This window comes from Leisingera sp. CC-HEC096, from assembly GCF_059429235.1.
The window spans coordinates 3,739,949-3,762,061 of sequence record NZ_JCAIJS010000001.1 but is presented as its reverse complement, the minus strand read 5'-3'; the positions used below and the strand labels follow the sequence as shown (position 1 = coordinate 3,762,061).

The window sequence follows — 22,113 nt, the reverse complement described above, 5'->3', positions numbered from 1 at the left end:
CGCAGCGCCCGGCCCAACGGGAGCGGCGCATCCGGGATGCGCCAGCGACGGGCGGGAGCGCTCAGCCGCGGCCGATGTAGGGCATTTTGGTGGCCATCACCGTCATGAACTGCACGTTGGCTTCCAGCGGCAGATTGGCCATGTGCAGCACCGACTTTGCCGCATCCTCCACCGCGAAGGTGTGCATCGGTTCGGCACCGGGGTTGGCCTCTGCGTGGCGCTGGCTCAAATCCTCCACCATCGGCGTGCGGGTGTTGCCGATGTCGATCTGGCCGCAGGCGATGTCAAAGGGGCGGCCGTCAAGCGACAGGCTTTTAGTGAGGCCGGTGATGGCTGCCTTGGTGGCTGCGTATGGCGCTGAATGGGGTCGCGGCACATAAGCGGCGATGGAGCCGTTGTTGATGATCCGCCCGCCCTGCGGCGCCTGCTGCCGCATCTGGCGGAAGGCAGCGCGGGCGGTCAGGTACATGCCGGTCAGGTTCACGTTCACCGAGGCAAACCAGTCTTCCAGCGGGATTTCGTCGATGGTGCCCGGCGGGGTGAAGATGCCGGCGTTGTTGAACAGCACATCCAGCCGCCCGGCCGCCATGGCAAAGCTGTTCAACGCATGATCCACCGCTGCCGCGTCCGTGACATCCGCAGGCAGCACCTGGGCGTTTGCAAAGCCCTGCGCCACCTCCTGCAGCTTATCCGCCCGGCGGGCCACCAGCCCCACCTGCCAGCCTTCGGCCAGAAACAGCTCCGCCACAGCGCGGCCGATGCCGGAGCTTGCGCCGGTGATCAGGATTGAACGGCTCATGCGGGGGTATCCTCCTGTGCTTCAAGGGTAAGCGCGGCGGCGGGCATGGCTTTGAGGTCATCCACCGGCAGCGGGCCGGTGGGCTTGGCAAGGCGGTTGCGGACCACCCAGATCAGCCGCTCCTGCGCCCGGGTGATGGCGACATAGGCCAGCCGTTTCCACAGGGGCTGGCCTGCCTCTACCCGGCCCATACGCGCGGCGGCGTAGATGTCCGGGGCAAAGACCTGCGCGGTATCCCATTGCGAGCCCTGCGCCTTGTGGATGGTCACCGCCGCGCCATGCAGAAAGGTTGCGCCCATGCGGGCGGCATAGGGGATAAAAGGCTCTTCCTCGTCCGGCTTCTCGATCTTCACAATCGAGGCGGCTGAGACCTGCGGATCTTCGGCCCCCATCACGTGCAGGCGGGAAAAGCCGGGTTTGCGGCCGGGGCCGAGAAAGATCACCTGCGCGCCTTTGATCAGGCCGCGGGCCTCCAGGTCCAGGCGTTTCTTGCGGTGCTTCATCGGCAGCTCGATACCGTCGCAAATCAGCGGCTCACCGGCGATCAGCTCATCCTCCGGCGCGCCATGCACGGCGCGGAAGGCGTTGATCAGCCGGATGCGGGTGTTGTTGCGCCAGACCAGCACCGGCGAGCGTGCCATCAGGTCGACCTCCACCCGCTGGCCCCAGACCACCCGGTCGTCGCGGCGGGCTGTGTCCTCCACCATGCGCTCGAAATCCTCGAAACCCACTTGCGGGTCGGCCAGCGCGTGGGCGAGGTCGAGGATCGGGTTGCCAGCTTCCTGCCGGTGTATGCGGTTCAGGATCAGGCGGCGCGGCTCAGGCAGCGCGTCGAACACCATCGAGCCCGACTGGTTGACCGGCGCCAGCTGCGCCGGGTCGCCGAACAGGATCAGATTGGGGAAGATCTCCTTCAAATCCTCGAACTGGCGGTCGTCCAGCATCGAGGCTTCGTCGACAAAGCCGATGTCCAGCGGCTCCTCACGCCGTTTCCAGCCGGTGATGAAATCGGAACCGCGCAGGCCCGCGGCTGCCAGCGCGCCGGGGATCGACTTGTTCTTCTCATAAAATGCCGCGGCGCGGGCCAGCGCCTCCTCGGTCAGGCCTTCGATGTCAGGCTGATCCCCCTGCCCGGCCAGCCATTCGGCAATGCGTTCGTATTCCGGGTCATAGACCGGGGTGTAAAGGATGCGGTGGATGGTGGTTGCAGGAACCCCGCGCAGGCGCAGGACGCTCGCAGCCTTGTTGGTGGGCGCCAGGATTGCCAGGGTGCGGCGGTCTTCGCCCTTCTTACGGCTCTCGTAGTCGCCCGAGACAACTTCAACCCCGGCCTGTTCCAGCGCCTTGTACAGCTCAGCCAGCAGCAGGGTCTTGCCCGATCCCGCCTTGCCGATCACCGCCATCACCCCGGCGTCGCCGCGGGGCGGGTGCAAGAGCCCGTCATCAAGGTCGACCCCCGCCTGGCGCAGGAGTTCGGTCACGCTGTCAAAAGCCGTGGCCTGGTCATCGGAGAACTGTACGGGCAGAGCTGTCATGGCGCGACCCTACAGCCGCGGGACCAGGTCCGCCAGAGGATCCGGCCCCGGTTTACGTATTGATCACGCGCTCAGCGCCACCGGACCTGAAGCGCCGGCGCCGCCGAAGGAGCGGTCGAACCAAAGCTGCGACAGCTCCGGCGGGATGCCCGCCTTGCGCGACACGCTGAGGTAGGTCTCCTCGGCATACTCCCAATAGCCCATGCAGATGGTGTTGCGCCCCTCGCCTTGCGTGCTGGCAATCTCTGGCGCGAAGCCCAGATTGCGGAAAGCCCTGGCCGTGTGCCGGTAGAAGACAGCCGTGTAGTGGGGGATGTCAAAGTTCCGCATGATCTCAAGGCTGCCTAGCATCAGCCCGGCTCCGATCCTGCCATGCACGTTTCGGGACAGGCAGAGGCGGGTGCACTCCCAGATCAGCGGGCTGCAGATGGGCACACCGCCGCAGAGATCCAGGAAAATTTCATTCACCATCACACGGCCGGTCGTGGGCAGAAACCGCATGGAGCCGCCATGGCTGCCATCAGGCATCTCCCAGATCATGTAGAGCGGATCCAGCTCGTCGTACTGGTCTCTCTCCTCGCCGTTGTCGTCCACCTGCACATCCCACCCGAGCCGTGTCTTGAACTGATCCGCCCTGTCCCGGAACATCGAATGGGCCAAGGCGGCATGGTTGTGAAGGTCGTGGCCATAAACATAGCGCAGCATTGCATAATCCCCTTTTAGTAGAAAAACAGGGGAATGATACGCTCTTTAAGGTTAATGCCGGAGAGGATTTACACCTAAAGGTGTAGTGCTACCGTTAAATCACAATCAAACCAAGGCTCAGAGCCCGGGCGATGGCGTGTGTGGTATTGATTGCGCCGAGTTTGAACCGGGCGCTTTCGATGTAGACGCGCAAGGTGTGTTCCGAGATCGAAAGGGTCTGTGAGACTTGCGCACGGCTGTAGCCGATCGCCAGCAGGGTCAGGGCATCGACTTCCCGCGGCGACAGCGGCTGGGCTTGTTCGGCCGCCCTTGTCGGTTCCAGCTCCAGCACCTTGCGGTTGAAGTAATGCGCCACCAGAATGAAATCCCGGCCATATTTGCCGATAAGCTTCTCCCAGGCCGCATCGTCGCAATTGTGGCTGAGCGTAAACAGCGCGAACTGGCCGTTCGGCCCTCTGATCGGGATCGCGTAGCCCTGATTGCCCACACCATGCACCAGCGCGTCTTTGAGAAACTCACGCGCCGGTTTAGGGTTCCAGTCCAGCCGTTTCCAGTCGACCGGATGAAAGCGCTGGTAGCAGCCCACTACAACCGGATCGACCCGCGAATATGCCTTGTCCAGATAACGGTCGGTCCACTCCTTAGAGTAGGTGCCGAAATAATAGTGGTTTCCGGCGGTCTCCACCCAGAGGTACATCGCGTGGTCGACAGCAAACACCTCGCAGACCTGCTCGACGATCAGCTGCAGGCCTTCCAATGTCTCAGTGGCGTCAAGCGCCTCCAAAATGCGGTCGAGTTCTGCTTTGTATGCCATGAAGTTGTTTGCTGTTGCCTCTTCGGTCCGGCCCCGGTTCTGATCGTTTGCCGCGGCAAGATGTTCTGCAGCGGACGGGCCGGTGTTTCCTGTTGTTTTGCAGCGAGGACCTCCCGGAGGTCAATGCGAAGGTTCCGCATTCGTTTATTTTGAGTGAACAGATCCGGCTGGCCGCGAAAAAACTGCGCAAAAACCGCGTAATAGAGATTCATCTTTTTCGGCAATCCGCCGCGACCTCCCCAAGAATAGCGAGGCCACAGCCCGCAATAGGCTGAATTCCTTCGGCATAATTCCGCAATTCCAGCAAAAAACCGCGAACCACCCGGGTGATTCGCGGCGTTTTGCAGAATCGAACCGGCATTAATGCCGGAGCGGGATCAAGCGTCCAGAACGTCCTGCAGAGTGCGCAGACCGGTCTTCGGCGCCTGCACCAGCACCGACATGTTGCCCGGTAGGTGCTCGTTACGCAGCATCTTCATGTGCGCCTCCGGCAGGTCGTTCCAGGTGAACACCTCCGACATGCAGGGGTCCAAGCGGCGCTCAACCATCAGCTTGTTGGCAGCAGCGGCTTGCTTGAGGTGGGCAAAGTGCGAGCCCTGCAAACGCTTCTGGTGCATCCACATGTAACGCACGTCAAAGGTCAGGTTATAGCCGGTGGTGCCGGCGCAGATCACGACCATGCCGCCTTTCTTGACCACGAAGGTCGAGACCGGGAAGGTGCTTTCGCCGGGGTGTTCGAACACCATGTCGACGTTGTTGCCCTTGCCGGTGATGTCCCAAATCGCCTTGCCGAACTTGCGGGCTTCCTTGAACCACTCGGCATATTCCGGGGTGTTGACCGTGGGCAGCTGGCCCCAGCAGTTGAAGTCCTTGCGGTTCAGAACACCCTTGGCGCCCAGCCCCATGACAAAGTCGCGCTTGCTTTCGTCGGAGATCACGCCGATGGCGTTGGCGCCGGCGGTGTTGATCAGCTGGATCGCGTAGGAGCCGAGGCCGCCCGAGGCACCCCAGACCAGCACGTTCTGACCCGGCTTCAGGTCATGCGGCTCATGGCCGAACAGCATCCGGTAGGCGGTTGCCAGCGTCAGCGTGTAGCAGGCGCTTTCTTCCCAGGTCAGGTGCTTGGGGCGCGGCATAAGCTGCTGGGCCTGCACGTTGGTGAACTGGGCGAAGGACCCGTCCGGGGTCTCGTAGCCCCAGATCCGCTGGCTGGGGGAGTACATCGGATCGCCGCCGTTGCATTCCTCGTCGTCGCCATCGTCCTGGTTGCAGTGGATGACAACCTCGTCGCCGACCTTCCAGCGGGTCACCTTGGAGCCCACCGCCCAGACAATGCCCGAGGCATCGGAGCCGGCGATGTGGAACGGCTTGCCGTGGCCGTCAAACGGCGAGATCGGCTTGCCCAGAGAGGCCCAGACGCCGTTGTAGTTAACGCCCGCTGCCATCACCAGAACCAGCACCTCGTGGCTGTCCAGCTCCGGCACGTCGACAACTTCCTGCACCATTGCGGTGTCGGGGTTGCCGTGACGCTCCCGGCGGATCGCCCATGCATACATCTTCTTGGGCACAAAGCCCATCGGGGGGATTTCCCCCATTTCATAGAGATCTTTCTCCGGCGCCTCGTACGACATGACGTCAGTCTGGGTATCCAATGCCATGATGGCCTCCTTTGTATCCTGTCCTTTGCCGCGGTGCAGAATCGCAGCGGTTATCTGAGGGATAGGATTGGCAGAGTAATATTGCAACCTCTTTTGGCGTATCTGAGTAATTTTATGACCCTGCGGATGCAGCATTTCCCTTAGCGGGTGCAGAAAAACCACGTTTTCCGTTCGACTCCGCGCCGTCCCCGGGCAGCAGGTGGCGGATCGAATTGGCATAAAACGCCAGTATGTCGCGGCGATCCTCCACCGGGGAAAACTGGCCATTGGCCTCGGTCACCAGCCCGCGCCGCAGGAGTTGCCGCAGGCCGGTCTCAGCGGCATAGCCCAGGTTGTCCCGCGGCATGTGGACATGCGCCAGCGGCATCTCGGCAATCAGCCTGTCCATCCGGTGTTCGATGGCGGCGCGGCTGAGCGGGCCGTACCGCTGCAGGATGGCGGCGATCAGCGGCACCGGCAGCACCGGGACAATGGCGCTGATGCGCTCCATCAGCTCGCGCGCCAGCGGCTTGGTGATGTCCCCGTCCCGCCCGGCACCGAACCCGGCCAGGCTGAGCGGCCTGCCGAAATTGACCCCGGCATAACCGGAACGGTGATAGCGCCCGGTCATCCATAACCACAGCTGCCGCAGCAGCCGCAGCGCCACCAGCCCGATGCGGGCGCGGAACCGGCGCTCACCCGCCTTGGCGGCAGACGTCAAAATCCTGTCCTCCAGCACCCGGTCATAATTCAGCGCCACCGGCACAAAGACCACATCGCGCCCGTCCGGATCATAGCCCTCGACGATGTACTTCAAGAGCCCCAGCCTGGGCGCCGCAAGGGCTCCGTCCAGGCTAAGGCCGCCTTCGGGGAACATCGCCTGGGTGGAGCCGCCGCGGGTGGCCAGCCGCACATAGGCGGCCAGCACCTTGCGGTAGAGATCATTGCGCGAGCGGCGGCGGATGAAATAGGCGCCCATCGCCCGGATCAGGCGGCTGAGCGGCCAGACCCGCGCCCATTCCCCCACCGCATAAGACAGCGCAGAGCGTTCCGCGGCCAGATAGGTGACCAGCACGTAGTCCATGTTGGAGCGGTGGTTCATCACGAAAACCACGGTGGACTTGGGGTCGATGGCGCGCAGCGCTTCCTCGTCCTGATGGCCCAGCCGCACCCGGTATACCGCGTTGGACAGGAACCGGGCCGCGCGGATGGCAAAGCTGAAGTAGGCAAAGGCCGAGAAGCCCGGCACGATCTCGCGCGCATAGCGGCGCACCTGCTCAGAGGCCACATTTTCCGGGATGCCTTCCGCCGCCGCGTGGTCCGCCGCAGCTTGTGCCACCTGCGGGTCGTGGATCAGCCGCTGGATCATGTCATAACGGCGGGTCAGCTTGAACGGCTCAATCGGGCGTTCAAGCCGCTGATTCAGGCGCGCCACGGCGCGCTCCAGCCGCCGCCGGAAGAACCACCGTACCGAAGGGAACAGGAAATGCGACGCAAAGGTCACCGCGGCAAAGCCGACGATCAGCACAAAGAGCCACAGCGGCAGTTCCACGGTTTGCGTCATCCCGCAAAGCCTTGCCCAAACCTGCCCGGTTTACAAGCCTTTGCGGCCTCAGCCCCCCGCCGCAGGCTGCACATCCTTGCCGCGCTCGGAGCTGCGTGCAAGCAGGGAGCGGACGGCTGCTTGGGCAGGCAGCTCAACCAGCCGGAACACGGCCATCGACAGGACAACTATACCGCCCAGGACGAGGGCTGCGGCAAACACATAGGCCTCCCCCGCCAGCCCCGCGGGCAGCAGAGACAGCAGGGTCACGCCGATGTAATTGTGCAGCAGATAAACCGGGTAGCTGACCAGCCCCAGCCCCGCCAGCGGCCGCCACGCCAGCAGACTGGCCGCCCGCAGGCGCAAGGCACAGGCAGCAACCGCCAAATAGATTAGGGCCAGGAAGACAACCTCCCAGCTGTCTTCAGCACGGACGAAAGCGACCGCAAAACTCCAGAACAGAAGCGCCGCTTCCCGCTTGCTGCGGGCACCGGCATAGACCGCGGCAAAGGTTATGCCCGCCGCGAACAGGTGCGCATAAGCGAGAAATAATCCTTCGATCAGCACCTGCGGCACCAGCCCCGGCACCGCAGACTGAGCGACTGCGGCGAGAAATTGCATCAGTAAAAGCACCAAAGGGGCCGCCGTGGCAAAGCGGCCGGCCGGAACCAGCCAGAAGATGGCCGCCGCCACCAGGTAAAAGCGGATCTCGATGGCGAGGGTCCAGTAGACGACATCAACATAGCCATCAAAGCCAAAGGCGCTGTGCCAGAAGCGCTGCGATGTAAAGGTCCAGGAGGCCACAAAGCCGCTCAGCCCGCCCTGCACCTCCCGGCTGAAACTGCTGTCGGCGATGTGCACGAATGCAAACGTGATGACGGAACAAACCGCCATTGCCGGCCAAAGCCGCGCCACGCGCTTCACCGCAAAACGCATGGGGCCGGTCTGATGCGCCAGGGACAGGCTGATGACGAAGCCGGAAATCACGAAAAACAGCTCGACCCCAAGGTCGCCATATTTGGCCAAGGGAAACAGCCCGTCGCCATAAGGGTAGTGCTGAGAATAAGCCTGAAAGTAGTGGTACAGCACAACCGCCAGCACCGCGGCGCCGCGCAACCCGTCAATTTCAGGAATGCGCCGCCCGATCAAAGTGTTTTTCAAAAGGACACTCTTCTTTGAGGTAGATTAATCCAAGAACCCTAACCCGCCTCTTGCAACATCTCAACCTTACCCACCGGCTGCCCAATAGCTGCGCACCCGGTCGGCAACACTGCGAATGCCGCAACGCAGCGAATTGACATGGGTTGAAAATTGCAGTTTACATCAGCGTGACGAAATAAAATTACCTACACACTGACTCGCGAGGCCCGACATGCCGCAGATGCAAAAAGACCGCCCCTGGCTGATCCGCACCTACGCCGGCCACTCCACGGCCAAGGCGTCCAACGCGCTTTACCGCGCCAACCTGGCAAAAGGCCAGACCGGCCTTTCGGTCGCCTTCGACCTGCCGACACAGACCGGCTATGACAGCGACCACGTGCTGGCGCGCGGCGAAGTGGGCAAGGTGGGCGTGCCTGTCTGTCACCTGGGCGACATGCGAAGCCTGTTCGACCAGATCCCGCTGGAGCAGATGAATACCTCGATGACCATCAACGCCACCGCCCCCTGGCTGCTGGCGCTGTACATCGCGGTGGCGGAGGAACAGGGCGCAGATGTGTCCAAGCTGCAAGGCACCGTTCAGAACGATCTGATCAAGGAGTACCTGAGCCGCGGCACTTATGTGTGCCCGCCCAAACCCAGCCTCAAGATGATCGCCGATGTGGCCGAATACTGCTACACCAACGTGCCCAAGTGGAACCCGATGAACGTGTGTTCCTACCACTTGCAGGAGGCCGGCGCGACACCGGAGCAAGAGCTGGCCTTTGCCTTGGCGACCGCCCAGGCGGTGCTGGATGAGCTGAAGCCGCGCATCGCCCCGGAGGATTTCCCGGCGATGGTCGGCCGCATCTCCTTCTTCGTGAATGCAGGCATCCGGTTTGTGACCGAGATGTGCAAAATGCGCGCCTTCGTCGATCTGTGGGACGAGATCTGCCGCGACCGCTATGGCGTTGAGGACCCCAAGTTCCGCCGCTTCCGCTACGGTGTGCAGGTGAACTCGCTGGGCCTGACAGAGCAGCAGCCGGAAAACAACGTCTACCGTATCCTGATCGAGATGCTGGCGGTGACTCTGTCCAAGAAAGCCCGCGCTCGCGCGGTGCAGCTGCCCGCCTGGAACGAGGCGCTTGGCCTGCCCCGCCCCTGGGACCAGCAGTGGTCGATGCGGATGCAGCAGATCCTTGCCTATGAAACAGACCTGCTGGAATACGGCGACCTGTTCGACGGCAACCCGGCGGTCGATGCCAAGGTGGAGGAGCTGAAGGAAGGCGCCCGCGCGGAATTGGCAAACCTGGAATCAATGGGCGGCGCCGTCGCCTCCATTGAATACATGAAGGGCCGTCTGGTCGACTCCAACGCCGAGCGCCTGAACCGCATCGAGAAGAACGAGACCGTCGTGGTGGGCGTCAACAAGTGGACCGAGGGCGAGCCTTCGCCGCTGCAAACCGAGGACGGCGGCATCATGGTGGTCGACCCGGCGGTGGAGCAGGAGCAGATCGAACGGCTGAACGCCTGGCGCGGCGAACGCGACAATGACGCGGTGCAATCGGCGCTGGCAGCCCTGCGCGCCGCGGCGCAAAGCGGCGCCAACGTCATGGAGCCGTCGATCGCCGCCGCCAAGGCAGGTGTCACCACCGGCGAATGGGCCGAGGAAATGCGCAAGGTCTATGGCACCTACCGCGGCCCGACCGGCGTGTCGGCCTCGGTGTCAAACAAGACCGAAGGGCTGGACGACCTGCGCGATGCAGTGAATGCCGTCAGCGACGTGCTGGGCCGCCGGATCAAGTTTGTTGTCGGGAAACCGGGCCTGGACGGCCATTCCAACGGCGCTGAGCAGATCGCCTTCCGCGCCCGCGATTGCGGCATGGACATCACCTATGACGGCATCCGCATGACCCCTGCCGAACTGGTGGAGGCCGCGCAAAAGGACGACGCCCATGTGGTCGGCCTGTCGATCCTGTCTGGCAGCCACCTGCCGCTGGTCGAAGAAATGATGACCCGGATGCGCGACGCCGGGCTTGGCCATATTCCCGTGATTGTCGGCGGCATCATCCCTGACGAGGACGCGCAAAAGCTGAAGTCCATGGGCGTCGCTCGCGTCTATACTCCCAAGGATTTCGAGCTCAATTCAATTATGAGCGACATTGTCGACCTGGCAAAGCCACCGGAAATTGCAGTGAATTGACTTTTTACCGGCAATTTTCTGCATACCGTTAAAAAAGATGCTGAAACGCGTCTGGTACTCAGTCCATAAAGAATGACATACCGGTTTTTCCGGTATGTCATTTTTTATATGGAGTTCAGAATGACCTTCGACCTTTCGGCAATGAGCAGAAAAGAGCTTCTGCAGCTTCAAAGCGATGTTGAAAAAGCACTGCAGGAAGCAGAACTGCGTGAACGCCAAGAAGCCCTGAAAGCCGCCGAGGAGGCCGCCGCGAAATACGGTTTCTCGCTGGATGAAATCGCCGCCGCGTCGCGCCAAGGCGCAAAGAAAAACAAGGCCGCTCCGAAATACCGCAACCCGGAGAACCCGGAAGAAACCTGGACCGGACGCGGCCGCAAACCGCATTGGGTGCATGCCGCGCTGACCGCCGGCAAGGATATTTCCGATCTGGAAATCTGATCTGGCTGGAGCTGAGCGATGACCATTCACATCGGCGCCGCCAAAGGCGATATCGCGGAAACCGTTCTGATGCCCGGCGACCCCTACCGGGCCAAATGGGCGGCTGAAACCTTTCTCGAGAACGCCAAGCTGGTCAACGAGGTGCGCGGCATGCTGGGTTACACCGGCACCTGGAACGGGCACCGGGTGAGCATCCAGGGCAGCGGCATGGGGATGCCCTCGCTGTCGATCTATGCCAATGAGCTGATCCGCGAATTTGGCGCCAAGACGCTGATCCGCATCGGCTCTTGCGGCGGTATGCAGGACAAGGTCAAGGTCCGGGATGTGATCCTGGCGATGACTGCCACCACCCTCAACAGCCCTTCCAGCGGCATCTTCCGGGAGCTGAACTTTGCCCCCTGCGCCGATTGGAATTTGTTGCAGGCGGCGGCCCAGGAAGCTGCCAAGCGCGGTGCAGATACTCATATCGGCGGCATCTACTCCTCGGATGTGTTCTATGACGAACGCCCCGACCTGAACGAGCAGATGGTGCGCCACGGCATTCTTGGCGTGGAGATGGAAGCGGCAGAGCTTTACACGCTGGCAGCCCGGCACGGCTGCCGCGCGCTGGCCGTGCTGACCGTGTCCGATCATCTGGGCACCGGCGAAGCGCTGCCCTCCGATCAGCGCGAGCGCAGCTTTGGCGATATGGTGGAAATTGCGCTGGAAGCCGCATTCGGCTGAAAGTTTTCATTTTGATAATTAGTAAGGGCAGCGGCTTTCGCCCTGCCCTTTTTTGCTGCCTGAAAGGTCTTGCTTCATTTTCTGCACGTGGAAGACACAGGCCTAATGGTGTTTGCGGTCGGGCCAATTAATTGGCCTGACTGCTTCCATGAAGATATTGCGCCAATTTTGTCCTCTGGCCGGAAATCCAACCATTATTGCCCGCTCAGCCAAGGCCGTGGCTGCGGTCATAACCATTGCGCTGCGGGCTTTTCCAATCCCCAAGGGCCCCTTTGGCCGGGGCAAAGATTTCGACCAGCAGCGGATAGCAGGCCGCCGTATCGCTGGAATGTTCCGCAGAGCAATCCCCGCCCGGGCAGGCGCTGAGCGCGCCCAGCAGGCCGATCTCGGCAAAGAACTCCAGATAATCGCCGGGCCGGACCGGGCTGGCCTTCATGAAGTACTGGCCCGTTTCACGGGTGAAGCCGGTGCACATGAAGACATTGAGCACATCATGCACGTGCGGCTCCGCTTCTGTCAGCGGCACCCCCAGATGAGCCGCCAGCGCCCGGGTCAGGTTGGAATGGCAGCAGTGATGATACTGGCTGCCTGCCAGAAGGTTGCCGGTGTAGGGATCGCAGCGGGTGCCGATCACATCATGCACCGAGCCGCCGTACTGGTCGATGCCGTACCAGCCCAGCGTGTCCTCGGTGATGGTCGCCATCGGGCGCATGTGCGGAAAGCTGGTCCACATCCGCTCGCCCGTGGTGATGTGGGTGCCGTGCAGGGCGCGGGTTTTGCCGGAATAGAACCGCTCGCTGAGGTCTGCCTTGTTCCACAGATTCAAATCGCCCACCTGCGGCCCCTCCACCGAAGTGATCCGGAAGAAATGCCCGGCAGGCACCTCGAAACAGGCGGCATCACGGGGCTGCACCAGAACCTCGCCGGTTTTCACGGCCCCCTGCCGCGCTTGCCGGTACAGCGGCAGATCCGGAACCGGCAGAGTGTCGTTGGGGTAGCAGATCACCGGCTTGACCGCGCGGCGGGCGTCTGCGTCGGCGGGGGCTTCGGGGGGGATCGTCATGGGGCAAACCTTCTTGTGCGTTTGCCCTATCAAGACGGCAACGCCGCAGGGTTTCAAGCCCTGCGGCGGCCGGTAAAGATCACAAGCGCCGGAAGGCGGAGGTCAGATCACCACCACGTCCAGCGGCGGGAAGCCGTTGAAGCCGACCGAGGCGTAGGTCGAGGTGTAGGCGCCGCAGGAATGGATCACCACGCGGTCGCCTGCCTTCAGGCCCAGCGGCAGCTGCACCAGCTGCTTTTCATACAGCACATCAGCGCTGTCGCAGGACGGGCCTGCCAGCACGCAGGGGCCGGTCGGCTCATGGTCGCGGCTGGTGCTGATCTGGTAGCGGATCGCCTCGTCCATGGTCTCGGCCAGGCCGGAGAACTTGCCAATGTCCAGATAGACCCAGCGGAACATGTCATCGGCATGCTTACGGGACACCAGCAGCACCTCCGCCGCGATCGCGCCGGCTTCGGCCACCAGGCCGCGGCCTGGCTCTGCCATCACTTCGGCAGCATCGGGGAAGCGCGCGTTCACCTGCTCCATCACCGCGCGGGCATAGTCCTCGGCGCCCATCACCTCGGTTTTATAGGAGGCCGGGAAGCCGCCGCCGATGTTCACCAGCTTAAGGTCGTGTCCAGCAGCGCGGCCAGCATTCCAAACCTCTGCCACCTGATCCAGCACCGGCGCCCACATCAGCGGGTCGCGGGTTTGCGAGCCGACGTGGAACGACAGGCCGTGCACGGTGAGGCCCAGTGCGGCGGCGGCATCCATCAGGCTCAGCGCCATCGAAGCCGAGGAGCCGAACTTGCGGCTGAGCGGCCAGTCGGCGCCCGACGCCTCGACGATCACCCGCAGGCAGACATGCGCGCCCGGCGCGAATTCCGCCAGCTTTTCAAGCTCTTCCTGTGCGTCGGCGGCAAAATGGGTGATGCCGATGCCATGGGCAAAGGCAATATCGGAGGGCCGTTTGATGGTGTTGCCGAAGGTGATCTGCTCAGCCCGTGCGCCGGCCGCCAGGCACATCTCGATCTCGGCGCGGCTGGCGGCATCGAAGTTGGAGCCCAGACGGACCAGGGTTTCCAGCACTTCCGGCGCCGGGTTGGCCTTGACGGCATAGTGGATGCGCGCCCGGCCCAGACCGCGGTCCAGCGCCTGGTACTGACGGGCCACCGCCTGGCTGTCGATGACCAGAGTCGGCCGGTCAAAGCGGCTTTGCGCAATGTGCTGCAGGTGACGGGATACAGATACGGAATCGCGGGCGGTCTGCCCGGCTACGTGTACGTTCATGGTCATCTCCAAAAGACCCGGCCATATATGACCGCTCAGTTCAGTCAGAGACGTTACCGTCGCTACGTAACCTTAGGGGAGTAACCCCTTTCGACAGAGGCGCGTGCGTTGGCGTCTTGCCCGCCCATATCGGGCAAAGAGGTGAGTCTTTCAAGCATTATTTTTTGCGGATCTGCCATGCGCGGAGCGAAAGGCTCCCGCCTGCTGCGGCGCCTTTGGAAAGGCGTCTCGCAGTTGGGCCCGGCACCGCGCCCCGGCGCGGTGCCGGGCCCAAGGCCGCACGGAAGGCGTTCCGGCGCAGCCGGGGCGCCTGCGGGCGCGGGAGTGCACCGTTAAGTCTTGCGCCGCGGATCGCGGCAGATGCGCGGGGCGGCATCCCCCGGTTCCGCGGCGCCGCAATAGCTGCAGCGCCACTGGCCCTGGGCGCGCTGCTGGCGCCAGCGGCAGTTGCGGGTCAGGCTGGTGGAATGGCGGCGCCACAGGAAATAGGCGAACACACCCGCCAGAAGAAGAAGCAGCAAAACAGGCATACCCCTGTCTACGCCGCAGCTGCCCCCGGCTCAACCGGATTGCCGCGCGCCCATCAGGCTGCCTGGTAATACTCGACCACGCCGTCCACAGCCTCTGCTTCCACCCCCGCAGGCAGCGGTTCCGGGGTGTAATAAGCAAACGCCTGCTCCAAAGCCTCCAGAGCGGCCTGACGGGCCTTGTCTTTCGGGTCCTGCTGCAAGTTCATCGGGTTCATCGGGTTGCCTCCATAGTCTGGCACGATCCTCCCTTGCGACCCAGACTACCCGCTGGCTGTCTCAGATGCAGCCACCCATTTTGCAAAGGCGGCATGCAGTTGCTGCATTGCAGCAATCCAGAGGGGTATCAAACCGTCAGCAAATGCCCCGCCAGCCCCAGCGCAAAGCCTGCAACCGCGCCCAGTGCCGGCACGCTGCTGCGGTTCGAATGCGCTTTGGGGGCGATGTCCTGAAACAGCAGGTAGAGGATGCCGCCCGCCGCAAAAACCATGATGCCCCCCAGCACCTCGTGGGCCTCTGCCAGCCAGACCAGCCCCGCCAGCGCGCAGACCGGCCCCAGCGCCGCCAGCCCCACAAAGGCCAGCAGCACGTGCCAGGCCGGGCTGTCACCGCTCCAGACCTCGCGGAAGGCGGCAAAGCCCTCCGGCAGGTTTTGCAGAAAGATCATCAGCGCCAGCAGCCAGGCGGTGGCGGCATCCGCCACCAGCATCGCCCCCAGCGCCATCGCCTCGGGCACATAGTCCAGCAGCATCGCCAGTAAAAGCGCGCCGCTGCCGCCGCGTTTTTGCAGCACGGTATCGGCCAGATAGAATACGCCGCCGCCCGCCGCAAACAGCAGCACAGCCAGCACGGCTGGCAAAGCTTGAGCCCCCTCCGGCACCAGCACCAGCGCGACCGCCGAAGTGAGCGCGCCGCCGCCAAAGGCCGCGATAGCGTGCAGCACCTCGTCCCGCAGCGTCGGGTTGCGGATATGCTCGCACCAGGCAAGAAACCCGCCCAGCGGCATCGAAAGGCCGGCAAGGCCAGCCAGAAGAATTGCATAGAAATGCGGTTGCATTCCGGCACCTTAGGGTGGCAGCCGCTGCTGCTCAACCGCTTCGCGTCAGGTATTGATGCAGGACGTCGCCTGTGCCGCCTGCGCCTCGGTCACGTTAACCCCCGGCTGCACCGTTCGCAGCACTGTCGCCCCTGCCCCATGGCCAAGAAACTCCGTGCGCACCCGGTATTGCCCGGTGATGCTAGCCTCTGCGATACAGCCGGGGATCTTGGCATCGGTCGCTGCCAATTGGGCGCCAATGCGGTCGTGATCCGTTGCCGTCATGCAGCCTGCCAGAAAGGTCAGCGTGCCCAGGGAACACACGAAAAGTTTCATGCCCGTAATCCAATGCCTGCCAAAAACACACCCCCGGTTTCGCAGGAAACCGGGGGCCATGCAATTTTCATGATTCCGGTGCGGCGGAACCTTGCGGATCAGCCCTTCTGGAAATCAAACGGTGCGTTCGACCATCATCTTCTTGATATGCGCAATCGCCTTGGCCGGGTTCAGGCCCTTGGGGCAGGTCTTGGCGCAGTTCATGATGGTGTGGCAGCGGTAGAGCTTGAACGGATCTTCCAGCTGGTCCAGACGCTCGCCCGTTGCCTCGTCGCGGCTGTCGATGATCCAGCGGTAGGCATGCAGAAGGGCCGCCGGCCCCAGGTAACGGTCGCCGTTCCACCAGTAGCTCGGGCAGGAGGTCGAGCAGCTGGCGCACATCACGCACTCATAAAGCCCGTCCAGCTTCTTGCGGTCCTCGATGGACTGCTTCCACTCCTTCGCGGGGCGGTTGGTCTTGGTCTCCAGCCACGGCATGATCGAGGCATGCTGAGCATAGAAATGCGTCAGGTCCGGGATCAGGTCCTTAACCACCGGCATATGCGGCAGCGGATAGATCGCCACATCGCCCTTGATCTCATCCATGCCGTAGATACAGGCCAGCGTGTTGATGCCGTCGATGTTCATCGCGCAGGAACCGCAGATCCCTTCGCGGCAGGAGCGGCGGAAGGTCAGGGTCGGGTCGATCTCGTTCTTGATCTTGATCAGCGCGTCCAGAACCATCGGGCCGCAGCTGTCCATATCGACGAAATAGGTGTCGACCTGCGGGTTTTTTCCGTCATCCGGGTTCCAGCGATAGATCTTGAATTTGCGCACATTGCTGGCGCCCTCCGGCTTGGGCCATGTCTTGCCGGTGGTGATCTTGGAGTTCTTCGGGAGGCTGAATTGAACCATTGTCTGTCTCCTTAGAACGTCCGCGCCTTGGGCGCGATTTTCTTGAGGCTGATGCCGCCTTCATCTTCAGTGGTCAGCGGGTCGACCACCACCGGGCGGTAGGACAGATCAACCTTGTTGCCCTCCACGCGGGAGACGGTGTGGACACGCCAGTTCTCGTCGTCGCGATCGGTGAAGTCCTCATGCGCATGCGCGCCGCGGCTTTCCTTGCGCGCCTCGGCGCCCACGATGGTGGCCAGCGCGTTCGGCATCAGGTTGGTCAGCTCCAGCGTTTCCATCAGGTCGGAGTTCCAGACCAGCGAGCGGTCGGTCACCTTCAGGTCATCCAGCTTGGCCGCAATCGCGGTCATCTTCTCGACGCCTTCCGCCATGGTCTTGGAGGTGCGGAACACCGCTGCGTCCGCCTGCATGCACTTCTGCATCTCCAGCCGCAGGTCCGCGGTCGGGATGCCGCCATTGGCGTTGCGCAGGTTGTCGAAGCGGTCGAACGCTTTGTCGACGGAGGCCTGGTTCAGCACCGGGTTTGCCGCATCGGCGTCCACAACCTTGCCCGCGCGAATGGCGGAGGCACGGCCAAAGACCACAAGGTCAATCAGCGAGTTGGAGCCAAGGCGGTTGGCGCCATGCACCGAGGCGCAGCCGGCCTCGCCCACGGCCATCAGGCCCGGCACCACAGCGGTCGGATCGTCCGCGGTCGGGTTCAGCACCTCGCCCCAGTAGTTGGTCGGAATGCCGCCCATGTTGTAATGCACGGTCGGCAGAACCGGGATCGGCTCCTTGGTCACATCCACGCCGGCAAAGATCTTGGCGCTTTCCGAGATGCCCGGCAGCCGCTCCGCCAGCGCTTCGGCCGGCAGGTGGGAGAGGTTCAGGTGGATATGGTCGCCCTCGGCGCCCACGCCGCGGCCCTCGCGGATCTCCATGGTCATGGAGCGCGAGACATAGTCGCGCGGCGCCAGATCCTTGTACTGGGGCGCATAGCGCTCCATGAAGCGTTCGCCTTCGGAGTTGGTCAGGTAGCCGCCCTCGCCCCGCGCACCCTCGGTGATCAGGCAGCCGGAGCCGTAGATGCCGGTCGGGTGGAACTGCACGAACTCCATGTCCTGCAGCGCCAGGCCTGCGCGCGCTACCATACCGCCACCGTCGCCGGTGCAGGTATGCGCCGAGGTAGCGGAGAAATAGGCGCGGCCGTAACCGCCGGTCGCCAGCACCACCATCTTGGCGTTGAAGACATGCATAGTGCCGTCGTCGAGCTTCCAGCAGACAACGCCCTGGCACTGCCCGTCGTCGGACATGATCAGGTCGATGGCGAAATACTCGATATAGAATTCCGCATTGTTCTTGAGCGACTGGCCATAAAGCGTGTGCAGGATCGCGTGGCCGGTCCGGTCAGCCGCCGCACAGGTGCGCTGCACCGCGGGGCCTTCGCCAAACTCGGTGGTGTGGCCGCCGAACGGGCGCTGATAGATCTTGCCTTCCTCGGTGCGCGAGAACGGCACGCCGTAATGCTCCAGCTCGTAGACCGCCTTGGGCGCCTCACGCGCCAGGTATTCCATGGCGTCGGTGTCGCCCAGCCAGTCGGAGCCCTTAACGGTGTCATACATGTGCCACTGCCAGCTGTCCGGGCCCATGTTGCCCAGGGACGCGGCAATGCCGCCCTGCGCCGCCACAGTGTGGGAGCGGGTCGGGAACACCTTGGTCACGCAGGCCGTGCGCAGGCCCTGTTCCGCCATGCCCAGCGTCGCGCGGAGGCCAGCCCCGCCGGCGCCAACCACGACCACGTCATATTCATGTGTTTCGTATTCGTAAGCAGCCATTGAAAAAGACCTCGGGGAGTTACAGGGCCAAGCGGATCAGCGCGTAGGCGCTGGTCGCGGCGACGGCATAGGACAGGCATTTGACCAGGATGATCGCCAGGCGGCCTTTAAAGCCGTGGACATAGTCCTCGATCATGATCTGGGCGCCGGATTTGAAGTGCATCATGCCAACCCAGATGGTCAGCACGGCCACCAGTGCCGGGAACGGGCGGGAGTAATAGGCAGTGATCTCCTCATAGGAGCCGCCCAGCGCCGGACCAAAGGTGAAAACAAACAGCGGCACCAGGATCAGCAGAGCGATGGAGCTCACCTGCATCGACCAGTGGTGGCTGGTTCCGGATTTTGCAGCGCCCATGCCAACGGCGCGTTTGCGGTCAGTCAGATATCGCATCGCGTGTGTCCCCAGCTTAGACGATGATAATGGTGAGTACGGTCAGAACCGCCGAGCCGATCACGACAATCCAGCCCAGTTTCTCGGCCTGCTCCAGATCCAGCATATAGCCGTTGTCCCAGATCAGGTGACGGATGCCGGCCAGCGTGTGATACCACAGGCCCAGCACCGACAGGGTCATCACCAGATCGCCGAACCAGCTGGTCAGCAGGCCGTTGGCAGTGGCGAAATATTCGGGCGAGGTTGCGGCCGCCAGGAACCACCAGGCGATCAGCAGCGCCGAGACGATCAGCGCGTTGCCTGTGATCCGCGTAAGGATCGACGTCACGGAGGTCAGCTGCGGGCGGTAGACCTGCAAATGCGGCGAAAGCGGGCGGTTGCCCCGATTGACATCGGCCATGTTGGCTCCTTTTCAGGTTGGCTGACGACGTTTTAGCCGATTTTTACGGCGTGTCACCCGACCGAACGGTTAAAAACAGCAGGTTTCCGTGCTGTTGGCGCTAAAACGTCACGTGTTGTGATCACAGCAAATATTTAGTGATCACAAAACGCCACATTGGAAATCTTTTGCAGAATCACAGCCCCTTCTGCAAATCACTGCAAAGCCGCTACGGTCTTGCCGCCCTGCTGCCGGGCCGCTGCCGTCTGCCGCGCCACCTCCCGCACCAGCTTCTTGCGGATGCGTGACGGGTAGTCGGCAAAGCTGGCAGCGGTGACCACAAACGCCCCCTCGCCGCGGATCACGTTCTCAAAGAAATAGGCGGTCAGGTCCGGCTCGCTCTGCTCGATGGCGATGGCGTTCACAGTCACCCCCAGCGCCGACAGCGCGCCATGCGCCTCGCGCGGCTCGACCCCTTCGTTGGAGAACCCGTCGCCGGAAATGTCGATCACCTTGCGCGTGCACTCCGGCACAGCGGCGAACTGCTCCACCGCCAGAAACAGCGCCTCGCCGACCGCGGTGGAGTAATTGCGCCAGGGCCGCGGCGCCTGTTCGATCCGCCGCGCCAGCGCTTCTACTTCGGCAAAGCTGCGCACCTGCGCCCAAGGCAGCGTCACCTCCTGGCGCGACTCGCCCGACCACTGCAGCAGCAGAACCTGGGCACGCGCTTTGACCAGCGCCTCAGAGACCACCCCGTCGCGCAGCCCCGCCGCCAAACCATCCATTTGAATGCGGTATTCTTCGGCATCAACGGAACCGGAGACATCCACCGCCAGCACCAATGCGAGATCGCAGGCCGCCGTGCGCAGCGGCCAGAGGGAGAGCATGGAGAAAACCAGAAGCTGCAAAACCCGCATGCCGCCAGCTTAAGCGGCAATTGCACCAAGGGTCATCACATTTCTGCCAGCCCCCCTGTTCATCTGGCTGAAAATATCCTGGGGGTGAGCAGGCGCAGCCTGCGAGGGGGCAAAGCCCCCTGCCCGGTTACTTCGGCATCAAGGCCCAGTAGTCGAGATCCAGCAGCACATCCGGCAGGTACTTGCCGTCTTCGCCCTTCAACTCGAAAGGCGCACCGCCCTTGGTCGCCACCAGCCGCAACCGGATCGCGCCGACCCCCGGCGCGTCTGTATCGGCCTTGTCCAGCACCTCCGACCAGGCCCGCACAGTGGTGCCCGACAGGCAGGGATTGGCATGCGCGCCGCCATTCAGGCCCACGATCATCTGCGCGTTGGCCAGCCCGTTGAAGCTCAGCGTGCGCGCCATCGAGATTACATGGCCGCCGTAAATCAGCCGGGTGCCATCGGGGCGCGCCGTCGTGTCGAAATGCACCTTGGCGGTGTTCTGCCACAGGCGCGTCGCCATCATGTGCTCGGCTTCCTCGATGGTGACGCCGTCCACATGGTCGATGGTCTCGCCCGCCTCGTAATCGCCCCAGCGGTGCGGCTCGCCGGCCAGGGTGAAATCGTAGTTCGTGAAATCCAGCCCGGCCGGGACCACCAGCTGCTCCGCCGGGATCACCTTGTTCAGCTCTGGGATCACCGTCTCCGGCGCCGGAGCCTCCAGGTCGCGTTTGCGCACCATCACCCAGCGCACGTATTCCATCACGCATTCATCGCGCTGGTTCAGCCCGCGGGTACGCACATAGACCACGCCCGACTTGCCGTTGGAGTTCTGCTTGAGCCCGATCACCTCGGACTCAGAGCGCAGCGTGTCACCGGGATAGACCGGCAGCAGCCAGCGCCCCTCGGCATAGCCGAGGTTCGCCAGCGCGTTCAAAGAGATGTCCGGCACCGTCTTGCCGAACACCACGTGGAAGGCCGCCAGGTCATCCAGCGGTGCCGAGGGCAGACCAGAGGCCCGGGCAAATTCATCCGAAGAATACAGCGCATGGCGCGCCGGATAGAGCGCATGGTACAGCGCCCGCTCACCGCCCGATACAGTGCGGGGCACTGCATGGCGGATCACTTCGCCGACGGTATAGTCTTCGAAAAACCGGCCCGGATTGGTCTTGGCCATCAGTGTTCTCCCAGTTTGGTCTCAGGGGTGTAGGTTCCGTCCACCTCTTTCACCACCGCCTGGCCGCAGCGCATGATCCCCTTGACGGGATCAAAGGCCTGGGTCGGGCTGCCGTGCAGCTCCCAGCCCTTGTTCAGCGCATCGGTCACCTTGTGGCAAAAGGCAGAGGTGTCGTCTTCGGACAAAAATCGGTACAGTTTCATGGCTTCCTCTCCTGCTCAGGGCCTATCCCGGAAACGGCGACGGCCCGATCAGCCCGTGGACGTAGCCAATCACCGCCAGCAGCACAATCGAGGCCAGGAAAAACATCCCGTCCTTGGCGAGCGTGCCCTTGGGCCCCGGCTGCCAGTCCGGCTCGGACCGGTTGATCACGATGACCTCAGCCACCGCCCAGGCCAGCAGCCCGCCGAACAGGATGATCGAGGCAAGATCGCCATTGACCAGCAAATGCGCCACCGCCCACAGCTTGAATCCTGCCAGCATCGGATGCCGCATGCCATTCAGCAGCGCGCCTTTCTTGGGCGCCGGGCTCATCATCCAGATGGCGATCAGCACCAGCAGGTTGTTGATATGCACCATGAAGGACGGCGGCGCCCACACATGGATGAATTCCATGCCGCGGTAGCCCAGCACCATCAGCACAATACCGGCAACCAGCACCAGCGCCACTACGCCGCGCCCGGCATTGCCCATAGAGGCGCGCATATCCGGCGCCAGCCGTTTGAACAGGTGGCCGCCCCACCACAGCAGAAGTCCCAGGATCAAAAGCGCCATATCAGCCCCTCTTA

Annotated in this window: 24 protein-coding genes; 3 read left to right on the top strand and 21 right to left on the bottom strand. The window is 63.0% G+C overall.

Going from position 1 to position 22,113, the window contains the following annotated elements; genetic code table 11:
• Positions 1-61: 61 nt before the first annotated feature.
• The 7 genes from AC5STI_RS18255 to AC5STI_RS18225 form a co-directional block, all read right to left on the bottom strand.
• The gene (locus AC5STI_RS18255; protein WP_495447660.1) at positions 62-799 is read right to left on the bottom strand and encodes an SDR family oxidoreductase; all 738 of its coding nucleotides are present in this window, start codon (positions 797-799) and stop codon (positions 62-64) included.
• Positions 796-2,334: an ATP-dependent DNA helicase gene (locus AC5STI_RS18250; RefSeq protein WP_490398696.1), complete on the bottom strand. Its 1,539-nt coding sequence runs from the start codon at positions 2,332-2,334 to the stop codon at positions 796-798. The genes AC5STI_RS18255 and AC5STI_RS18250 overlap by 4 nt, the downstream gene beginning before the upstream one ends.
• Positions 2,335-2,397: 63 nt before the next feature.
• Complete coding sequence (locus tag AC5STI_RS18245) at positions 2,398-3,039, bottom strand: acyl-homoserine-lactone synthase (RefSeq protein ID WP_495447659.1); 642 nt, start codon at positions 3,037-3,039, stop codon at positions 2,398-2,400.
• Between the two features lie 94 nt (positions 3,040-3,133).
• Entirely contained in the window at positions 3,134-3,853 is a 720-nt protein-coding gene (locus tag AC5STI_RS18240; RefSeq protein WP_475050260.1) for a helix-turn-helix transcriptional regulator, read from the bottom strand.
• A 377-nt stretch (positions 3,854-4,230) separates the two neighbouring features.
• Positions 4,231-5,511: a crotonyl-CoA carboxylase/reductase gene (ccrA, locus tag AC5STI_RS18235; RefSeq protein ID WP_475050258.1), complete on the bottom strand. Its 1,281-nt coding sequence runs from the start codon at positions 5,509-5,511 to the stop codon at positions 4,231-4,233.
• A gap of 112 nt (positions 5,512-5,623) precedes the next feature.
• Positions 5,624-7,054 (bottom strand): 1-acyl-sn-glycerol-3-phosphate acyltransferase, encoded by a 1,431-nt coding sequence (locus AC5STI_RS18230; protein WP_495447658.1) that lies wholly within the window; start codon positions 7,052-7,054, stop codon positions 5,624-5,626.
• Between the two features lie 48 nt (positions 7,055-7,102).
• Positions 7,103-8,194, bottom strand: a complete 1,092-nt coding sequence (locus AC5STI_RS18225) for an acyltransferase family protein (protein WP_495447657.1) — start codon at positions 8,192-8,194, stop codon at positions 7,103-7,105.
• Between the two features lie 211 nt (positions 8,195-8,405).
• Here AC5STI_RS18225 and AC5STI_RS18220 point away from each other — a divergent pair, with 211 nt between their 5' ends.
• The 3 genes from AC5STI_RS18220 (at position 8,406) to deoD (ending at position 11,534) form a co-directional block, all read left to right on the top strand.
• Positions 8,406-10,373, top strand: coding sequence for a methylmalonyl-CoA mutase family protein (locus AC5STI_RS18220; protein ID WP_495447656.1), 1,968 nt, complete (start codon positions 8,406-8,408; stop codon positions 10,371-10,373).
• A gap of 120 nt (positions 10,374-10,493) precedes the next feature.
• On the top strand, positions 10,494-10,811 hold the full coding sequence (locus tag AC5STI_RS18215) for an H-NS histone family protein (RefSeq protein ID WP_475050250.1): 318 nt from the start codon (positions 10,494-10,496) through the stop codon (positions 10,809-10,811).
• A gap of 18 nt (positions 10,812-10,829) precedes the next feature.
• On the top strand, positions 10,830-11,534 hold the full coding sequence (gene deoD / locus AC5STI_RS18210) for a purine-nucleoside phosphorylase (RefSeq protein WP_495447655.1): 705 nt from the start codon (positions 10,830-10,832) through the stop codon (positions 11,532-11,534).
• A 205-nt stretch (positions 11,535-11,739) separates the two neighbouring features.
• Here deoD and AC5STI_RS18205 read toward each other — a convergent pair whose 3' ends face one another.
• The 14 genes from AC5STI_RS18205 to AC5STI_RS18140 all read right to left on the bottom strand — a co-directional run bounded on the left by AC5STI_RS18205 (position 11,740) and on the right by AC5STI_RS18140 (position 22,099).
• Positions 11,740-12,597: an urea carboxylase-associated family protein gene (locus tag AC5STI_RS18205; RefSeq protein ID WP_495447654.1), complete on the bottom strand. Its 858-nt coding sequence runs from the start codon at positions 12,595-12,597 to the stop codon at positions 11,740-11,742.
• A 102-nt stretch (positions 12,598-12,699) separates the two neighbouring features.
• Entirely contained in the window at positions 12,700-13,869 is a 1,170-nt protein-coding gene (locus tag AC5STI_RS18200) for a type III PLP-dependent enzyme (protein WP_490398703.1), read from the bottom strand.
• Between the two features lie 332 nt (positions 13,870-14,201).
• Entirely contained in the window at positions 14,202-14,399 is a 198-nt protein-coding gene (locus tag AC5STI_RS18195) for a hypothetical protein (RefSeq protein WP_495447653.1), read from the bottom strand.
• Positions 14,400-14,452: 53 nt separating this feature from the next.
• Positions 14,453-14,638, bottom strand: a complete 186-nt coding sequence (locus AC5STI_RS18190) for a hypothetical protein (protein ID WP_495447652.1) — start codon at positions 14,636-14,638, stop codon at positions 14,453-14,455.
• Between the two features lie 104 nt (positions 14,639-14,742).
• Entirely contained in the window at positions 14,743-15,453 is a 711-nt protein-coding gene (locus AC5STI_RS18185) for a ZIP family metal transporter (RefSeq protein WP_495447651.1), read from the bottom strand.
• Positions 15,454-15,498: 45 nt separating this feature from the next.
• Complete coding sequence (locus AC5STI_RS18180; protein WP_495447650.1) at positions 15,499-15,768, bottom strand: hypothetical protein; 270 nt, start codon at positions 15,766-15,768, stop codon at positions 15,499-15,501.
• A gap of 114 nt (positions 15,769-15,882) precedes the next feature.
• On the bottom strand, positions 15,883-16,662 hold the full coding sequence (locus AC5STI_RS18175) for a succinate dehydrogenase iron-sulfur subunit (protein ID WP_421053361.1): 780 nt from the start codon (positions 16,660-16,662) through the stop codon (positions 15,883-15,885).
• Between the two features lie 11 nt (positions 16,663-16,673).
• Entirely contained in the window at positions 16,674-18,479 is a 1,806-nt protein-coding gene (gene sdhA / locus AC5STI_RS18170; RefSeq protein ID WP_495447649.1) for a succinate dehydrogenase flavoprotein subunit, read from the bottom strand.
• Positions 18,480-18,498: 19 nt separating this feature from the next.
• On the bottom strand, positions 18,499-18,870 hold the full coding sequence (gene sdhD, locus AC5STI_RS18165; RefSeq protein ID WP_495447648.1) for a succinate dehydrogenase, hydrophobic membrane anchor protein: 372 nt from the start codon (positions 18,868-18,870) through the stop codon (positions 18,499-18,501).
• Positions 18,871-18,886: 16 nt separating this feature from the next.
• Positions 18,887-19,270: a succinate dehydrogenase, cytochrome b556 subunit gene (gene sdhC / locus AC5STI_RS18160; RefSeq protein WP_174146112.1), complete on the bottom strand. Its 384-nt coding sequence runs from the start codon at positions 19,268-19,270 to the stop codon at positions 18,887-18,889.
• A 194-nt stretch (positions 19,271-19,464) separates the two neighbouring features.
• A complete protein-coding gene (locus tag AC5STI_RS18155; protein ID WP_495447647.1) occupies positions 19,465-20,166 on the bottom strand; it encodes a DUF1194 domain-containing protein in 702 nt (233 codons plus the stop codon).
• 127 nt (positions 20,167-20,293) lie between these two features.
• Complete coding sequence (locus tag AC5STI_RS18150; RefSeq protein WP_495447646.1) at positions 20,294-21,325, bottom strand: MaoC family dehydratase; 1,032 nt, start codon at positions 21,323-21,325, stop codon at positions 20,294-20,296.
• Positions 21,325-21,528 (bottom strand): DUF1737 domain-containing protein, encoded by a 204-nt coding sequence (locus AC5STI_RS18145; protein WP_019297062.1) that lies wholly within the window; start codon positions 21,526-21,528, stop codon positions 21,325-21,327. Before AC5STI_RS18145 ends, AC5STI_RS18150 begins: the two co-directional genes overlap by 1 nt.
• Before the next feature lie 22 nt (positions 21,529-21,550).
• Positions 21,551-22,099 (bottom strand): NnrU family protein, encoded by a 549-nt coding sequence (locus AC5STI_RS18140; RefSeq protein WP_495447645.1) that lies wholly within the window; start codon positions 22,097-22,099, stop codon positions 21,551-21,553.
• Positions 22,100-22,113 lie beyond the last annotated feature (14 nt).

What these genes read in the sequence shown, in the direction of transcription:
- AC5STI_RS18255 (WP_495447660.1), bottom strand. Translation starts at nt 799, where the DNA reads ATGAGCCGTTCAATCCTGATCACCGGCGCAAGCTCCGGCATCGGCCGC.
- AC5STI_RS18250 (WP_490398696.1), bottom strand. Translation starts at nt 2,334, where the DNA reads ATGACAGCTCTGCCCGTACAGTTCTCCGATGACCAGGCCACGGCTTTT.
- AC5STI_RS18245 (WP_495447659.1), bottom strand. Translation starts at nt 3,039, where the DNA reads ATGCTGCGCTATGTTTATGGCCACGACCTTCACAACCATGCCGCCTTG.
- AC5STI_RS18240 (WP_475050260.1), bottom strand. Translation starts at nt 3,853, where the DNA reads ATGGCATACAAAGCAGAACTCGACCGCATTTTGGAGGCGCTTGACGCC.
- ccrA (WP_475050258.1), bottom strand. Translation starts at nt 5,511, where the DNA reads ATGGCATTGGATACCCAGACTGACGTCATGTCGTACGAGGCGCCGGAG.
- AC5STI_RS18230 (WP_495447658.1), bottom strand. Translation starts at nt 7,054, where the DNA reads ATGACGCAAACCGTGGAACTGCCGCTGTGGCTCTTTGTGCTGATCGTC.
- AC5STI_RS18220 (WP_495447656.1), top strand. Translation starts at nt 8,406, where the DNA reads ATGCCGCAGATGCAAAAAGACCGCCCCTGGCTGATCCGCACCTACGCC.
- AC5STI_RS18215 (WP_475050250.1), top strand. Translation starts at nt 10,494, where the DNA reads ATGACCTTCGACCTTTCGGCAATGAGCAGAAAAGAGCTTCTGCAGCTT.
- deoD (WP_495447655.1), top strand. Translation starts at nt 10,830, where the DNA reads ATGACCATTCACATCGGCGCCGCCAAAGGCGATATCGCGGAAACCGTT.
- AC5STI_RS18205 (WP_495447654.1), bottom strand. Translation starts at nt 12,597, where the DNA reads ATGACGATCCCCCCCGAAGCCCCCGCCGACGCAGACGCCCGCCGCGCG.
- AC5STI_RS18200 (WP_490398703.1), bottom strand. Translation starts at nt 13,869, where the DNA reads ATGAACGTACACGTAGCCGGGCAGACCGCCCGCGATTCCGTATCTGTA.
- AC5STI_RS18195 (WP_495447653.1), bottom strand. Translation starts at nt 14,399, where the DNA reads ATGCCTGTTTTGCTGCTTCTTCTTCTGGCGGGTGTGTTCGCCTATTTC.
- AC5STI_RS18185 (WP_495447651.1), bottom strand. Translation starts at nt 15,453, where the DNA reads ATGCAACCGCATTTCTATGCAATTCTTCTGGCTGGCCTTGCCGGCCTT.
- AC5STI_RS18180 (WP_495447650.1), bottom strand. Translation starts at nt 15,768, where the DNA reads ATGAAACTTTTCGTGTGTTCCCTGGGCACGCTGACCTTTCTGGCAGGC.
- AC5STI_RS18175 (WP_421053361.1), bottom strand. Translation starts at nt 16,662, where the DNA reads ATGGTTCAATTCAGCCTCCCGAAGAACTCCAAGATCACCACCGGCAAG.
- sdhA (WP_495447649.1), bottom strand. Translation starts at nt 18,479, where the DNA reads ATGGCTGCTTACGAATACGAAACACATGAATATGACGTGGTCGTGGTT.
- sdhD (WP_495447648.1), bottom strand. Translation starts at nt 18,870, where the DNA reads ATGCGATATCTGACTGACCGCAAACGCGCCGTTGGCATGGGCGCTGCA.
- sdhC (WP_174146112.1), bottom strand. Translation starts at nt 19,270, where the DNA reads ATGGCCGATGTCAATCGGGGCAACCGCCCGCTTTCGCCGCATTTGCAG.
- AC5STI_RS18155 (WP_495447647.1), bottom strand. Translation starts at nt 20,166, where the DNA reads ATGCGGGTTTTGCAGCTTCTGGTTTTCTCCATGCTCTCCCTCTGGCCG.
- AC5STI_RS18150 (WP_495447646.1), bottom strand. Translation starts at nt 21,325, where the DNA reads ATGGCCAAGACCAATCCGGGCCGGTTTTTCGAAGACTATACCGTCGGC.
- AC5STI_RS18145 (WP_019297062.1), bottom strand. Translation starts at nt 21,528, where the DNA reads ATGAAACTGTACCGATTTTTGTCCGAAGACGACACCTCTGCCTTTTGC.
- AC5STI_RS18140 (WP_495447645.1), bottom strand. Translation starts at nt 22,099, where the DNA reads ATGGCGCTTTTGATCCTGGGACTTCTGCTGTGGTGGGGCGGCCACCTG.